This window comes from Pedobacter ghigonis, assembly GCF_903166585.1.
In the GTDB taxonomy this organism is placed as follows: domain Bacteria; phylum Bacteroidota; class Bacteroidia; order Sphingobacteriales; family Sphingobacteriaceae; genus Pedobacter; species Pedobacter ghigonis.
Genome location: NZ_CAESCM010000010.1, coordinates 136,620 through 152,809 on the forward strand (window position 1 = coordinate 136,620; position 16,190 = coordinate 152,809).

Annotated in this window: 14 protein-coding genes; 8 read left to right on the plus strand and 6 right to left on the minus strand. The window is 40.5% G+C overall.

Annotated elements, in window-relative coordinates:
* Positions 1 to 44: 44 nt before the first annotated feature.
* From HWV58_RS15385 to HWV58_RS15395, 3 genes are all read right to left on the minus strand, one after another.
* Complete coding sequence (locus tag HWV58_RS15385) at positions 45 to 731, minus strand: class I SAM-dependent methyltransferase (protein WP_175634945.1); 687 nt, start codon at positions 729 to 731, stop codon at positions 45 to 47.
* Between the two features lie 174 nt (positions 732 to 905).
* Positions 906 to 2,306, minus strand: a complete 1,401-nt coding sequence (locus tag HWV58_RS15390) for an MBL fold metallo-hydrolase RNA specificity domain-containing protein (protein ID WP_175634946.1) — start codon at positions 2,304 to 2,306, stop codon at positions 906 to 908.
* Between the two features lie 62 nt (positions 2,307 to 2,368).
* Positions 2,369 to 2,596, minus strand: a complete 228-nt coding sequence (locus HWV58_RS15395) for a YtxH domain-containing protein (protein ID WP_175634947.1) — start codon at positions 2,594 to 2,596, stop codon at positions 2,369 to 2,371.
* Positions 2,597 to 2,686: 90 nt separating this feature from the next.
* On the opposite strand from HWV58_RS15395, the gene HWV58_RS15400 reads away from it, so the two are divergent.
* The 6 genes from HWV58_RS15400 (at position 2,687) to HWV58_RS15425 (ending at position 11,794) form a co-directional block, all read left to right on the plus strand.
* On the plus strand, positions 2,687 to 3,310 hold the full coding sequence (locus tag HWV58_RS15400; protein WP_175634948.1) for an HAD family hydrolase: 624 nt from the start codon (positions 2,687 to 2,689) through the stop codon (positions 3,308 to 3,310).
* Between the two features lie 239 nt (positions 3,311 to 3,549).
* Positions 3,550 to 4,134, plus strand: coding sequence for an RNA polymerase sigma factor (locus tag HWV58_RS15405; RefSeq protein ID WP_175634949.1), 585 nt, complete (start codon positions 3,550 to 3,552; stop codon positions 4,132 to 4,134).
* Between the two features lie 97 nt (positions 4,135 to 4,231).
* Entirely contained in the window at positions 4,232 to 5,395 is a 1,164-nt protein-coding gene (locus HWV58_RS15410) for a FecR family protein (protein ID WP_175634950.1), read from the plus strand.
* Positions 5,396 to 5,655: 260 nt separating this feature from the next.
* On the plus strand, positions 5,656 to 8,976 hold the full coding sequence (locus HWV58_RS15415; protein WP_175634951.1) for a TonB-dependent receptor: 3,321 nt from the start codon (positions 5,656 to 5,658) through the stop codon (positions 8,974 to 8,976).
* Between the two features lie 2 nt (positions 8,977 to 8,978).
* Positions 8,979 to 10,820, plus strand: coding sequence for a RagB/SusD family nutrient uptake outer membrane protein (locus tag HWV58_RS15420; protein WP_175634952.1), 1,842 nt, complete (start codon positions 8,979 to 8,981; stop codon positions 10,818 to 10,820).
* A 17-nt stretch (positions 10,821 to 10,837) separates the two neighbouring features.
* Positions 10,838 to 11,794, plus strand: coding sequence for a discoidin domain-containing protein (locus HWV58_RS15425; RefSeq protein WP_175634953.1), 957 nt, complete (start codon positions 10,838 to 10,840; stop codon positions 11,792 to 11,794).
* A gap of 91 nt (positions 11,795 to 11,885) precedes the next feature.
* Here HWV58_RS15425 and HWV58_RS15430 read toward each other — a convergent pair whose 3' ends face one another.
* A complete protein-coding gene (locus HWV58_RS15430; RefSeq protein WP_175634954.1) occupies positions 11,886 to 13,628 on the minus strand; it encodes a DUF6600 domain-containing protein in 1,743 nt (580 codons plus the stop codon).
* Between the two features lie 280 nt (positions 13,629 to 13,908).
* Here HWV58_RS15430 and HWV58_RS15435 point away from each other — a divergent pair, with 280 nt between their 5' ends.
* Positions 13,909 to 14,610: an SAM-dependent methyltransferase gene (locus HWV58_RS15435; protein ID WP_175634955.1), complete on the plus strand. Its 702-nt coding sequence runs from the start codon at positions 13,909 to 13,911 to the stop codon at positions 14,608 to 14,610.
* Positions 14,611 to 15,004: 394 nt separating this feature from the next.
* Entirely contained in the window at positions 15,005 to 15,184 is a 180-nt protein-coding gene (locus HWV58_RS15440; protein ID WP_175634956.1) for a hypothetical protein, read from the plus strand.
* Between the two features lie 43 nt (positions 15,185 to 15,227).
* On the opposite strand, the gene HWV58_RS15445 is transcribed toward HWV58_RS15440, so the two are convergent.
* Together HWV58_RS15445 and HWV58_RS15450 are read right to left on the minus strand one after the other, a co-directional pair.
* On the minus strand, positions 15,228 to 15,467 hold the full coding sequence (locus tag HWV58_RS15445) for a phage tail protein (protein WP_175634957.1): 240 nt from the start codon (positions 15,465 to 15,467) through the stop codon (positions 15,228 to 15,230).
* A gap of 51 nt (positions 15,468 to 15,518) precedes the next feature.
* The gene (locus HWV58_RS15450) at positions 15,519 to 16,043 is read right to left on the minus strand and encodes a DinB family protein (protein WP_217707010.1); all 525 of its coding nucleotides are present in this window, start codon (positions 16,041 to 16,043) and stop codon (positions 15,519 to 15,521) included.
* Positions 16,044 to 16,190: the final 147 nt, after the last annotated feature.

The window sequence follows — 16,190 nt, forward strand, 5'->3', positions numbered from 1 at the left end:
GGTTGATTCAAATAATGAACAGGAAAGGCTTTATGACTTTAAAATTATTGCGCCAGCGTCAATTTGACCAAATACTGATCTTCGCCATCATCAAAAATAATTTCGCAATCCCAACCCGTTTCTTTAGCTATCGATTTAATGGTTTCTTCATCTACGTAAATCCAGTTAAACCAGTTTCCTTTTTCTCCTTTATACTCGTACTGGTAAGAAACCTCGCCGTAATATTGGTTTTGCGGCTTAGGCATATCTTCATACAGGTAAGCAATATCCGATGAGTCGAAAATTACCTGTCCGCCGGGATTAAGCAAACTTTTGATCCTGCTCAGAAAATCTTTAAAGCCAGGCAATGTACCTGTAAGGCCAATACCGTTCATCAACATTAAAATGGTATCGAATTTTTCCTGGTAGGTAAAAATATCCTGCACCTGTGCTTTTTTCACACCGCGGTCTTTCATAATATTTACCGCAGCCTCAGAAATATCGATGGCAGTAACATCGATGTTAAAGGCCTGCAACAATAAGGCATGGCTCCCCACCCCTGCTCCAATATCCAAAACCTTACCTGTGCACATGTGTAAGGCTTGCAGTTCTAAAACCGGCATATCTTCATCATCGCGAAAGAAAAATTCTAAAGGCATCTCTTCGGGTTCGCCATAAGAATTGTGCAACCACAGCGTATCGGCTTCGCCGGTTCTGTAAATATCGGTAAGTGCTTTCCCAAAAACATCCATGCGGCAAAGATAGGGAGGAAAGCTGAAAGACTAAAGCAAAAAGCGAGGTATGGCAGGTTAGCTATGCGAGTTAGTCGGGATTTTAAGCCCCGACTTTTAAGATCCTTATAGATTAGCTAAGGTCTGGATTACAAATCCAGACCAACATAAGAGTCGTTAGAAAGTTGATAACTCTCAACCTAAAACAAATTCCTGATGATATTCTGGTATCGCTACATGCTTAAAGCCATGATCTTTTAACCGGCTGGCAAAATGCTGCTGCACCTCATATTCTCCATGTACTAAAAACAATTGTTTCACTTTTGCAGGGTCCTGAGCAGATAAGAAACGTAACAAATCTTCGTAATCGCCGTGTGCGCTCATTGATTTTATGGCGCGTACTTCGGCTTTAACTTCGTACTTATCTCTAAAAATATCGACCACCTTTTGACCGGCAATTAATTTCCCGCCCAGCGAGTTTGGCTCACAATACCCCACCATTAAAATGGTATTTTTAGCATTGCCAATATTATTGCGAATATGGTGTTTTACGCGTCCGGCCTCTGCCATACCCGAGGCAGAAATAATTACACATGGCCTGGCATCTTCATTTAAAGCTTTCGATTCTTCCACACTTTCAATAAAGCGCAAACCTTTAAATGCAAAAACATCGTGATCGATTTTTAGTGTTTCTTTAACCCCGTTGTTATATACTTCGGGATGGTTTTTCAAAATTTCGGTTGCTTTTGACGACAGCGGACTATCTACATAATAGGGCACACCGGGCAATTTACCTTTTAGTTCCAAACCATTTAAAGCATAGAGCAGCTCCTGTGTACGCCCTACCGCAAAGGCAGGAATAATCACTTTTCCTTTTTTTATGTTACAAGTATTGTTAATGATTTCCAGGAGCATATTCTCAATCGGATCGAGATCTTTGTGCAGAGAATCGCCGTAAGTAGATTCCATTAAAATGTAATCGGCCTGATCAAACTGTTGCGGACTTTTTAAGAGCAAATCGCCATATCGGCCAACATCGCCCGAAAAGGTAATCCGGGTTGGTTTTCCATCTTCGGTAATGGTTAAATGTACTGCTGCACTGCCTAAAATATGTCCGGCATCGGTAAATTTTAAACGGATTCCAGGTTCAATTTCAAAATCTTCTTCATATTCTACAATTTTCATCTGGCTTACCGTTTGCACTACATCCTCCTCGGCGTAGAGGGCTTCTTCCATTTCTTCGCCATGGCGCAGATGGCGATTGGCAAATTCAGCATCCTGCTCCTGTATCTTAGCCGAATCCATCATCAAAATACGGGCAAGATCCATCGTAGCTGAAGTGCAAAAAATCTTCCCGCTGAAACCTTCAGCAACCAGTTTGGGCAATAAACCACAGTGATCGATGTGCGCATGCGACAAGATCATGTAGGTGATCTTTTTGGCGTCGAAACCAAAATAATCGTTTAATTTATCGGTAACCTGCCCCATGCCCTGGAAAAGGCCACAATCTAATAGTATTTGGGTATTATTTTTTAAGGTAATAAGGTGCTTACTCCCTGTAACTGTACGGGCAGCACCATGAAAGGCAATTTTCATTTAGGTGGTCGTTAGATTATATAAGAATAAAAATGCCGGATATTTCCGGCACTTCCAATTCTTTAAGCATTTATTTCTGCTATTTTATCTTTAACCTTATCCGCAGCGCTGGTAGCTTTGCCTGCCAAACCTGCCAGTTTATCTTTTGAGGCATCTAAAAGATCGGCGAAAAAGTCTGATACTTTGCCTTTAAGGTCGCTGGTCGAATCTGATGATAATGCCAATGCGATGGTTGCTCCTAATGCTGCTCCGGCTAAAACGCCTACTATAATTTTTGTCTCTTTTTTCATGATATTAGTGATTTACTTATTAAACATATTTAGCGAAAAGGTGTTTTATTTTTTTTAATCTCCCTAGGTTCAAACAAAAACCACTCCACAATGAAAAGCATATTCTTTATCGATTTAGATTATACCGTTTATTTTACCAAACCGAACGAAGAACAGTTAATGGGCGAATTGTACCGCTTTTTAGAAAGTCAGGATTTGGGAATTAGTAATGAGGCCTTTGCATTGGCCAAACAGGAAATGCTGCGCACACCGTTTCAAAAAGTAGCCAAAAAATATGGTTTCAGGGAAGAAGCAATGCCCGATGTACTGGCATATTTACGGAACAGGGAGGTAACCCAACCTTTAAAAACCAGCAATGACTATCCTTACATCAAAAATTTAAATGGCAGAAAATTTATTGTAACTGCAGGTTTTACGAAGCAACAAAACTCAAAAGTAAAGATGTTGGGTATTACTGCCGATTTTGAAGCTGTATATGTGGTTGATGTATCGGTAAGCAATAAAAAAGAGGCTTTTGAAAAATTGATTGACGAGCATCAACTAAATAAAGAAGATATTTTAATTATTGGCGACGATGCCGAATCGGAAATTAAATTTGGCCTGGAGCTTGGCATCGATACTTTTCTGCTCGACCCGGAAAATTTGCATCCTGAAGCGCCAAGTACCTTTCGGGGTGTGAATTTGAGTGCTTTGCCAGTTGTAGCAGGGCAATAACACAATGGCTTATTACAAAAAGCCTAACAATATTCTAATCTTTAACATTAACCAAAACCGTTATTCTTCTTGATGTTTCCTATACAATATGCTGAAGGGTTTAGATATTTAATCAGCCTAAAAAAAGTTTACAACTTAGTTTAGCACGATGTCGTGGTATAAAATTACCGCACCAACGCAAATTTATTTTTTGCACTTAATTAAAAATACTTAGTTTTATCTTACAGCGAAACTAAAAAATGGCGATTAAACCTCTTCCGAATGAAAAAGACTTGCTTTTGGAAATAGCAAAAGGCGATGGAATTGCCTTTGCCGAATTGTTTCGTGCGTACCATGGTCCTTTAATCAAATATATTTACACCTTGCTTGAATCGGTAGAGGTCTGTGAAGAGATTGTACAAGATGTATTTTTGAAAGTATGGGAAAACAGAGCAACATTACCTAAACTGGACAGGTTTACCTCTTATCTTTTTATATTAACCCGGAATTATACCATAAGTGCTATCCGCCAAATGGTTAAAGATAAAAAACACAGTCAGTTGTATGCGGAAGAAGTATTAAGCCTTAACAAAGGGGAAGAAACTTTTACTGTAGACCAGGAATACCAGAATATTCTCATTAAAGCAATTGCAGAATTACCCCCATCTCAGCAAAGAGTGCTGCAACTTCGCCAGCAGGGTTTAAAGAGCCGGGAAATTGCAGGAGAAATGGGAATATCTATAGAATCTGTAAAAAAATACCAGCAATGGGCAACCAAATCGGTATCCAAGTTTCTAAAATTACATACCGCAATAACTATTTCTGTTATTCTAAGCATGAATTAAGCCCCTTTTCCCTGGCTTTATTTTTTTTTATTTTTTTATATCCCGTTTTCTATTTCTCTGCGTCTTTAGTAAAGATTCTCCGAAATCTTAACCAAATATGACTGAAAACCAGAGATTGAATTTATTATTCAATCGGCAATTGCAGCACTTAAATTCTCCAGAAGAAAAGGAAGAATTTCTATTGCTGATGGCCGATCCTGTTAATGAAGAGCAGGTTAAACAATTGCTTAACAGCTATTGGGAAGAATTTGATGAAAATGAATTTAGTCCGGCTGTTTTCCTGTCTGGCAATGAGGAAGAAATTCTCTCAAAAATACAAACTGAAAATATTTATCCTTTACCAAAAGCTCAGTCTAAGCCAAAATTCTGGATAGGAATTGCAGCTGCATTGGCTATCATTATATTTGGTGCGGGCCTGTTTTATTTAAAGCAAAATGCTGGTTTCGAAGATACAAAGGCACAAATTAAACCAGGCTCAACAGGTGCAACTCTTAAACTGGCAAATGGCAAAACAATTAAATTATCTGATGCAGTAAACGGCGAACTTGCAAATGAAGCTGGTGTAACCATTACCAAAACAACAAACGGCCAATTGGTTTATGAAATAAAAGGGACAACAAGGCCAGATCAAATCAATACACTCTCTACCAACAATGGGGAAACCTATCAGGTTCGTTTGCCTGATGGGTCCCTGGTTTGGTTAAACTCTGCATCCAGTCTTTCTTATAGCACTGCTTTAATACGTTCCGGAAAACGATCGGTTAACCTGGTTGGAGAAGCATATTTCGAAATCTCGAAAGATAAAAAACACCCTTTTGTTGTTAAAACCGGCAATCAGGAAGTGGAAGTGCTGGGCACACATTTTAATGTAAACGCTTACGACGATGAGTCAACGGCAAAAACAACATTGCTGGAGGGAAGTGTTAAAATTAAAAACAAGGTGAATCAAAAAGTTATTACCCCTGGCGAACAGGCAACAGTGAGTGGAGATGATATTTCAGTTAGTAAAGTAAACACAGACTATGCCATAGCCTGGAAAAATGGTGTTTTCCGCTTCACAGATAAAACACTGGAAGCTGGGATGCGTGAAATTGCAAGATGGTACAATGTTCAGGTTACCTATAAGCGGCCCGAATTGAAAAATGAGCTATTGGGTGGCAGGATTTCCAAATACGCAAGCATTAATCAGGTATTGAAAAAAATGGCAATAACCGAGGCATTCAGATTTACGGTAAAAGGGCGGGAAATCATTGTAGAATAATAAGAACCAATTAAATATTATATCAACTAATCCATTAAAAACCAGACATGAAGAAAGCAAATTATCACTAACAGGAAAATCCTTTCAGGTAAGGTTAAAATAAAAACTGGAAGTGCGACCAACACTCCCAGTAAATGACTTGCCTGAGTAAAACTAGCTTGCAAACTATTTTTTTGACCTAAAACAAGACAAACCAAATGTATAAATTTTACCTAAGAATATTAGGCATCTATTCCTGTGTACCTAAAATCCTGCGAATTATGAAATTAACGACGTTATTACTCATTGTAACGATCATGCAGGTCAGTGCTGTCAGCTATGCACAAAGACTAACATTTAAACAACGAGGCGTGAGTATTGCCCGGATATTTGAAGAGATTGAAAAACAGACGGGCTATGATGTTTTTTATCTCCCTAAAGTATTAAAAACGAACCGCACCATTGATGCTGATTTTAACAATAGCTCATTAGACCAGGTAATGAAAATTTGCCTGATGAACCAACCCTTGGCATTTACGATTGATGAACGAACAATCGTGATTACCAAAAAAGACCAGCCAGTACCCGATCAAAGGCCGGCAGTACCAAAACCCGTTCTCGAACAAGCAAAGTATAAGGTTAGCGGAACGGTTAAGGATGAATTAGGCTTGCCCATTTCAAGTGTTACTGTACGCATACTACACACTAAAAATGGCGTTTTAACAGATTTAAATGGGAAATATGCCATAAATGTTGAAGCGACTGACTCGCTAGAATTTATCTATGTTGGATATAAACGGGTTGAGGTGGCTGTTCGAAACAAAGTGGATATCGATATTACTTTGGAGCCAGAATCGGGAAGCTTGAACGAAGTTGCCGTTGTGGGTTTTGGACGACAAAAAAAGATAAGTGTAGTGGGAGCCCAGGCTACCATAAAGCCGGAAGAGCTAAAACTCCCGGTAAGAGATTTAACCTCGGCACTGGCCGGACGTCTTGCAGGTGTAATATCTACGCAACGTGGCGGAGCACCAGGTGCAGATGGAGCCAATATTTTTATCCGTGGTATTGCAACTTTTGCCAGCAGCCCCCAATCTCCCCTACTCGTGGTTGATGGTGTTCCAGACAGGCCAATTAATAACATTGACCCTGAAGATGTAGAAAGTTTCACCATATTAAAAGATGCAACAGCAACTGCAGTATATGGCACAAGAGGTGCCAACGGTGTAATTTTAATTAATACGAAAAAGGGTAAATTAGGAAAGCCGAATATAAACTTCGAGTTAAATAGTTCGCGGTCAAAGTTTACAGAACTTCCTGACTTTATAGATGCGCCTACCTTTATGACCTTGTATAACGAGAGTTTATCAACGAGAGGAAGAACACCACAATATGATCCGGCTGTTATAGCTAAACACGCCAGTGGAGAAGATCCCGACTTATATCCTAATGTGAACTGGTACGATTACCTGTTTAATGATTTTTCGAGTGCCAGCAGAGCCAATCTTAATGTAAGTGGTGGTGTAGATGCAGCAAAATATTATGTATCAGCCGGCTATTACACAGAGAAAGGAATGTTCAAACAAGCTGAAGCGCAATCATTCAATTCGACCCTGAAGCTGGATAGGTTTAATTTTAACAGTAATGTAAGTGTTAGGGTAACCAAAAGCACCAATCTGGAACTTGGCATTAACGGATTTATAACCAATTACAACACGCCATCAGCCGGTGTAAATGCAATTTTTGATTATGCCACACAGCAGGCACCACATGTTGTACCTCCTATTTATTCAAACGGCCAGTGGCCCAAGTACCCCGGTGTTCCATTCAATCCCTACTACTACCTTGTAGCAAACGGCTATTCAAACACCTATTCAAATACTGTTAGGAGTAACATCAAAGTAAACCAGGAACTGGACTTCCTAACTAAAGGATTGTCTTTTTCAACCATGTTTGCTTTTGATGCTGTTAACGGAAGCAGCTTAACCCGGTCAAGAACCTTGCAATCGTATCTGGCCACTGGCCGGGATGCTAACGGCAAACTTATTACCAGAATTGCAGAAACAGGTTCTGATGTATTGGGTTTTTCGGCCGATCGCAACAGTAACAGAAGATTTTATACCGAAACTTCCCTTAACTATTCAAGAAAATATGGCAATCATGATGTTTCGGGCTTATTTCTTTTTAATCAATCCGACTATGTAAATGGAAATGCAACTGATCTGATCAATTCCATACCATTCAGGCAGCGTTCTCTGGTAGGAAGGGCTAATTATGGTTATAAAGACAAATATTTCGTAGAAACCAACTTTGGTTATTCAGGATCTGAAAATTTCGTTCCAAGCAAACGTTTTGGTTTCTTCCCTTCAGTTGGTGCCGGCTGGGTAGCTTCAAATGAGAAGTTTTTTGAACCTGTTAAAGATGTTGTATCCTACCTGAAATTCCGCTACACTTATGGTTTAACAGGTAATAGCAATACTGGTTCCCGATTCTTGTTCTTGTCTACTTTAGGTGATGCATTTTCGTATACTTTCGGTATTCCGGGGGCAGACAGGGCTTATACCGGTTATCAGGAAAACAGAATTGGTAGCGAAGTGCAATGGGAAACCGGTTTCAGGCACAACCTGGGTGTTGAAATCAATTTCTTAAAAGATGATCTTCAACTGATTGTGGAGTTGTTTAAAGAAAAAAGAAACGACATCTTACTTCAAAATTATACGATTCCTTACATTTCCGGCTTCACAAGCACCAATATCCCTTATGTAAATGTGGGTAAAACAGCAAACCGTGGTATCGATCTGACTTTAAGCTACAACAAGAGCTTCAGAGATGGGTTTGTAACTTTCAGGGGAACCTTCAATATGAATGAAAACAAAAACATTTTTGACGGTTTACCTCCATGGCAATACTCATGGCTTAACCGTACCGGGCACGCCATTGGTCAGCGTTTTGGTTATGTAGCCATGGGATTATTTAAGGACCAGAATGAAATTGATAATGCACCTACACAAGCAGGCGATGTACGTCCAGGTGATATCCGCTATAAGGATTTGAATGGAGATGGCATCATTTCCTCATTTGACCAACAAGCCATAGGCTACGGTAGTACTCCAAGAATTTTATATGGTTTAAACGTAGGCGCAGGCTATAAAGGATTTGACCTTGTACTTTTCTTCCAGGGCGCAGGACAGGTTGATTTCAGTTATAACGGTGGTACAGGCACAACACCTTTCTCTCAGGGAGCTACTTTTGGAAACATGTACACCAAGGTAACTGATCGCTGGACAGTAGAAAACCCTAATCCAAATGCATTCTACCCACGCTTATCTACCAATCAGGATGTTACCACAAACTATTATTCGAGTACCTGGTGGGTAAAGCGTGCCGATTACATCCGGTTGAAAAGCGCAGAAGTGGGTTACACCTTTGGAATAAAAGCATTGAGTAAAGTTGCTATTAAAAAGTTGAGAATTTATGCCAATGGTACCAATCTGGTAACTTTTTCAAAATGGAAGTTTTGGGACCCGGAACTAGGGGATGGCCGTGGTGCATCTTATCCAAACACTTCAACTTTCAACTTAGGTTTACGTGCTAATTTTAACTAATTATGAAAAACACATTCGCAAAAAAATTAATTCTGGCCCTACTAATACCTTTTCTTTTCCTACCTACAAGCTGTAAAAAAGGATATTTTGATACTGTACCAGATAATATCAATACCATAGATAAAGTATTTTCGAACAGGGCCAATACCGAACGCTGGTTCTTTGGCCTTTATGCAGGTGTAGAAGATATATGGGATCAACCTTACGGTTTTCAATATGCAGGGATCAGCGATGAACTGGAATATGCCAACTGGGGCACAGGTAATGCACTAACCATCAATTCGGGAGCAGTTACCAGCGATAATTCGCCAACACGTTTCGAAACATACTACCAGTTGATCCGGAACATAAACATTTTCCTGGAAAGAGTGGATGAGTGTAAAGAGCTTTTAGAACAGCAAAACGGCGAATCCATTGTAAAGGAGTATAAAGGAGAAGCGCGTTTTTTAAGGGCTTATTATCATTGGTTATTGATGAAAGAAGTAGGCCCTGCAGCCATTGCCCCTTTAATTTCGGGCTTACCAAATGACAACTTTCAAATTCCAAGAAGTTCATGGGACGAATGCGTAAAGTTTGTGCTGAATGAGATGCGTGCATCTGAAGCCAGCCTTACCAGTTTGCATCTTACTGGCTCCAACACCGTCGATGATTATCAGGTAGGCCGAATTACATTACCTATAGCAGCTGCAATTGAAGCACAGGTTTTACTATCACATGCCAGCCCACTATTTAACGGAAATTCGGAATTTGCAGACTGGAAGAACTTTGATGGAAAGCAATTATTTAATCAAACTTACGATCCTACCCGTTGGCAGGCCGCAGCTGAAGCGATGAAACGTGCTATTGACCTGAACATAGCCCAGGGTCGTAAACTTTTTATAAAACAAAATGCGAACTTATTCCTTCAGGGATTTAATTCAACCAGAGATATGTTTTGGGATGGTTGGAAAGAAGAAGGCATATGGCTAAGAAGGGCCAACAACGTGCATTCGGGTTGGTCTCAGCACTGTGCGCCAAAAAATTCTCTATCAGGCAATGGCTGGAATGGTATTGGCGTATTACAGGAGCTTGTTGATGATTTCAGGATGGCAGATGGCCGTACAATTAAAGAAACACCAACATATAGCGAAACAACGTTCACAAACACTTCAACGCCATATTATTCTACAGGTACAAATAATATGTATGTTGGAAGAGAGCCTCGTTTTTATGTCGATGTAACCTTTAGCGGATCGGTAATACCAGTTGTACCAGCTGCCGGACAAACTTATGTCACCTATTTTTCTACAGCATCATCGGGCAAAAAGGCAAATGCCAGAGATTATCCAAAAACAGGTTATACAGCCAGGAAAAACATACATCCCAATACTAATTTAAGTACCGGCAGTAATCCGGCCCGCCCGGCTATGCTGATTAGGATGGCCGAATTATATTTAAGTTACGCCGAGGCTTTAAATGAATCGCAGCCAGGCCATGCAGATATATTAAAATACCTGAATGATGTACGTACAAGGGGAGGCATACCACAAATCCCGGCAGACCTCGGGCAGATAGAAATGCGGAAACAAATCCGCCTGGAAAGAAGAATCGAGCTGTGTTACGAATCTGGGCTCAGGTTCTGGGATGTACGCAGATGGAAAATCCCAAATGAACCAGGTTCGAAACAAGGCGGCGATTTTTATGGCATGAACATGGACGCAGGGACTTCTTTGTCTGATCCGACTTTTTACAAGCGGGTAGTTGCAACCTCCAGAGTACAATGGCAACGTAAATTTTATTTCCTTCCCTACCGCCAGAATGAAATGGACAGGAATAAACAAATTGTTCAACTTCCAGGGTATTAATTTAAACCGATGTTATAATGAAATTATATAAAATATTATGCTGTATCGCAGCGGCTTTTACCGTTACTAGCGCTTGTAAAAAAGAAGAGGCATACCTTGAAAAATCAGACACTAAAGAAAATGCATTGGTGTATGTTTCCAGACAGAGCAGTGCTCAAAAAATCACAGTTTATCCGGCAAAAGACACCGTTGTATCTTTTGATTTTGGTGCATCATTTGCCGCTGTAGGCTTGCCTTCAAGTAATATTGCCGTAAAATTTAAGGTAGACGACAAAGCCTTTGATAGCGTTAATGTTGTGCGCACCAGCCAAAACCTTACACCCTATTTAAAACTCCCCGAAAATGCCTACACCATTAGCGGGCTGGATGTAACCATATCAGGTGGGGCAATTACTTCTAATCTGGTTTCCTTAAAATATAACTCTAAAAATCTGGATCCCAACAAACTGTATATGCTACCGATTAGCATTATTGATGCTTCCGGATATAAGATCAATCCTTTATTAAAAACAATGTTTATTACTACTGTGAAGTACAAAGCACCAGAAATTCTGGCAGATAGAACAGGATGGGCTATTACCGCATCAACAACGGAGGCCGGTGATGGATCACTTGCCAGTGTCCTTGATGGCGACCTGACAACTTTCTGGCATTCGCAATACTCCGCTCCAGCGTCCTCTTATCCTCATTGGATCCAGGTTGATATGCGCGCTTTAACCAATGTAACCAGCATCTCTATGGCACCCAGGAATAACAATAATACCGGGTTTACCAAATTTAACTTAAAAGGAAGTGTTGACGGAACAATATGGACAGATCTGTTGACAGCTAAAATAATGGATCCTAACTTAAAATCTTTGCAGAACTACGAACTTGACGCACCTACAAAAGTGAGGTTCTTGAAATTAGAAATGACAGAAGGACCTCAGGCATATACGCATTTAGCCGAATTTCAGGTTTTCAAAGTAAAATAGGCAAAAAACTGGTTAGCCTCTGTAACCTCACAAAGATTAAGAATAGGCCTAAAAACTAAAAAGTCCCGGTTTGTACCGGGACTTTTTCCATCTATCCTCTGCCACCTCTCGATGGTCTTCCTCCTTCAGAGCCACTTCTTTCGCCTCCACCACGTTGTTGTTGCGGAGCTTCAGATCTTCTTTGTTCTTGACGTTGCTGCATTTGCTGTTGCTGCTGCGCCCTTTGTTGCTGAGCCTGTGCATCGCGTTGAGCACGTTCCTGCTGCTGAGCCTGTTGCTGTTGGGCACGCTGTTGCTGCATTTGCTCATTACGTTGTTGTTGCATCTGTGCATCGCGCTGAGCACGTTCCTGTTGCTGAGCTTGTTGCTGTTGGGCACGTTGTTGTTGCATTTGCTCATTACGTTGTTGTTGTAACTGGCCATCACGTTGAGCACGCTCCTGTTGCTGAGCTCGCTGCTGTTGTGCACGCTGTTGTTGCATTTGCTCATTACGTTGTTGTAACTGACCATCACGCTGTGCACGTTCCTGTTGTTGAGCTTGTTGCTGTTGGGCACGTTGTTGTTGCATCTGCTCATTACGTTGTTGTAACTGACCATCACGCTGAGCACGTTCCTGCTGTCCACGTTGCTGATCTGCCTGCCCGCGTTGTATATCGCGTTGCGCACGTTGCTGATCCTGGCTCATACGGTCTTGCTGGTTACGTTGCTGACGCATCTGCTCAAAACGCTGTTGTTGTTCCTGGCTTCTATCTACATTAGTCTGTCCGTTTCTGCCATCAATACCATTTGCACCATTACGGCTTATCCTTCCGTTCCCATCTCTGTTGTAGGCTTCACCCCTGTTATTGTTGGGCTGGTTGTTATTGTCGCGGCCTACATTATTATCATTACGTCTGTCGGGTTGCACCGAACGGTTGTTATCGTTTCTTGATCCGAAACGGTTATCGTTATTGTTGCCATTGCGTTGATCGCGGGTAGCATAACCTTCGTTTCTGCCATTTCTGCTAATACCAGCATTGCCTTGTTCAAATCTTCTTGGCGCTGCACTACGGTTATCAACCTGGTTACGCTCTGGCCTTGGCCTGTAAATTGAAACCTCTCTGCCACCTACCCTGCTTGCGCCTGGCCTGTTACTTTGCGCGTACCTATAAACAGTTACATCGCGGTTGGTTGCACGTCTGATATCCTCAATCCTTGGGCCACCATAATAACTTCTTCTGTTATACACATAAGTATTGTTAATGATGGTCGTATTACGGATATACACATTGTTACGGCCGTAATCATATCTTGGAAATGTACTGATGTAGATATTGCGTTGTGGTATAAAATTCCAGCAGAACTCAGGCACTACATAGCGGCGGCCAAAACTTAAATTAATGCTAATGGTTGGTGCCATTGGTGCCCAGCCATAATAACCATCGCCACTTCTCCAGTCTACCCATGCAGGTCCCCAAGTGGTATCAGGTAACCAGATCCACTGTCTGTAACTGTTAATTACCCACCGACCATAGTGGAAAGGTGCCCATCCCCAATCGTAATTAGAAACCCAGGTATTTCCGTACTCGGTCATTGCCCAGCGGCCATTGCTATAGTATGGGCGAAATTCGCTCTGATCTACATCCGGACGCCAAACATAACCGTATTGCGGGTCTTGTATCCAGGTGCCGTAGGGCGAAAGCTCATCGTAGAAAGTTTGTAAAGAAATATTACCAGTGCTATAACCATCGTTCTGGTAATCATCCTGGTAGTCTTGCGCCCTGACAAGGGTGGTGGTTCCGGCAAGGAGCCCAAAAAGCCCCAGCACAAGTGCCGTAAATTTCAGTGTTTTCATTTGTGTGTTTTATTTTAATAACCTAATGTGTGTGTATCAATTAGAGAACCAAAAAATTCAGAAAGTTTAATATGCAAGCATAGTTTTGGCGTTTTCCCCGAAATATTGCCCTACAAGGCATATTTAACTCTTATTTAACGTTTTAAGCAAAGTTTAATTGTGCAGAAAATAAGTCAGTTAGAAATAAAATTTGCTACACCTGTGTTTACAAAAGAGATTATATTGCAACACTGCTAAACTTTAAAACTTAAATCCTATTTATTGTAAGTATTTTTGCAACATGCAAAAAGGCACTTTATACCTTATTCCCGTACCATTGGCCGAAGAGGTAGCACACAAAACTTTTACCCCCTATCTGGTTGATACGATTAATCAGATCGACACTTATATTGTAGAAAACAGCAAAACAGCCCGCCGCTTTTTAAAAGAAGCCGGATTGAAAACGCCGCAAAAAGACTTAATTGTTCACGATTATGGCAAACATAACCGCAATGATTTGGGACAATTTTTTGAAGAGCTTACTGCTGGGAAAGATGTTGGTTTAATGAGCGAGGCCGGATGTCCGGGGATTGCCGATCCGGGAGCAGATATTGTTGCCGAGGCACATAAACGTGGTATAAAAGTAGTACCGCTGGTAGGCCCAAGTTCTATCCTGCTGGCACTAATGGCTTCAGGCTTTAATGGCCAGAGCTTCGCATTTTGGGGTTATTTGCCAATTGATAAAGAACAACGCACCAAAAGGATTAAAGATTTAGATTTATCGGCCAGCCGTTATAAACAAACTCAGATCTTTATCGAAACACCTTTCCGCAATAACCAGTTATTTGAAGAGGTTTTAAAAAGCTGCAAACCCAATACACAGGTTTGCGTAGCCTGTAACCTAACTGCTGAAGATGAATTTATTAAAACCCAAAGCGTTTACAACTGGCGCAAAGAGGAAATAGATCTGCATAAAAAACCAACTATATTTTTGTTGTATTAAATTGTTGAAGAGTTCATTAGTCATTGGTTCATTAGTACCTGTAAATTGTCTATTGTAAAGTGGTTAACCGGTTAATTGTTTAAATCGGTTAACCGACTCACAACTCTAAACTGCAAATTGCCCGTTGTAAAGTGGTTAACCGGTTAATTGTTTAAATCGGTTAATCGACTCACAACTCTAAACATCCAACTCCAAACTTGCATCTGGTAACTGCAAATTGCTTACTGTAAACCGGCACCTGAAAACCTTTGTGCTTTTGTGTCTTGGTGGTAAAAAATAACTGGCATACTGAAGCTTCGATAGCAACCTCTTTAAAAAAATCAAAACATATCCAAATCCAGTTGGTTATTAGTATAGCGCTCTGCAATTATGGTTACATTAAATTCTTAGAGTTATGAAAAACACGGGCACACCAAAAAATAACCCAACCGTTCAGGGAAGTTCGATCGCAGACAGGGCTAATCATGATATTAAAACCGATAAAAAGATACAGGGCATAACCAATGGTGGCGGGCAACGGTCCGATCAAACTTCCAACAAAGACAATCAGCGGAAGTACGATAACAAGAAATAATAAAAAAGGTGATGATCTTGCTGGATCATCACCTTTTTTATGCTTACTCCATTGGGTGGCTTGGATAATAACCAGCAGTAGAAATGATGTATATGGCACCTGCTACCGATGGAAGTTTAGGCAGGGCAAAATTCGAAAATCCATCGCCGCCATACCTCGTTTTGAGGATAGAAAACAGTTTTACATTTTTAGTGATCGATAGCAACGCACGATCGCATACCGCAAATCCTTCTGGCGCATAGTCGCCGGCAAAAAGGATTATTGCCCCTAGCATTTCATTCATAGTGTGATAATTTAGTTGTTCAATACTACTAAAAAAAACAACACGAAAATCTTATTTGGCCATCACATTATAAAAGTTATAATCGGTCATGGGTGCACCGGTAATCCCCAAATTGTGGCAAATGGTTACAATTTGTCCGCGGTGGTAGGTACTGTGGTTAAATACCTGCATTACATATTCGAAATTTTGAAAATCGCAGCTAAACCATGGGCTCTGTATCGGTGTATTTTCTTCAAACCGGCTTTCGCTTAATGCAGTAACATAAACGGCAAGGTTTTCAGACTGTTTCAACAAAGTATCAAACACATTGTTTAAACTTCCATATTCGCGAAATTCAAATTCGGTTTTACTCAAAATCGAATACCAATATTCCTGGGTTTGCAAAATATGAGCGAGAGTTAATTTTACGCTTTTAAAGCTCGATAAAACTTCCTGCTCCAATAACTCCTCCGGATGATTTTTTAACCAGTTTACCAAAGTTAAATTGGCCCAGAAATTATAGTTTGCATAATTTTTCATTAAATAAACAATAGATGTTTCTTCTTTTGTTTCGGCGAATAATTGTTCTTGTATCATATCTTTTTGCTTTAGTTACACAAAGAAAACACACCGCACTGACAACCCTATGGCAGTGTAAATTTCGAATGAAAAATATTTTTAAAAATTCTTTTTATCTCAAAAAAAGCATAGTAAATGAGAATAACTCAACGTATTAAACAGACA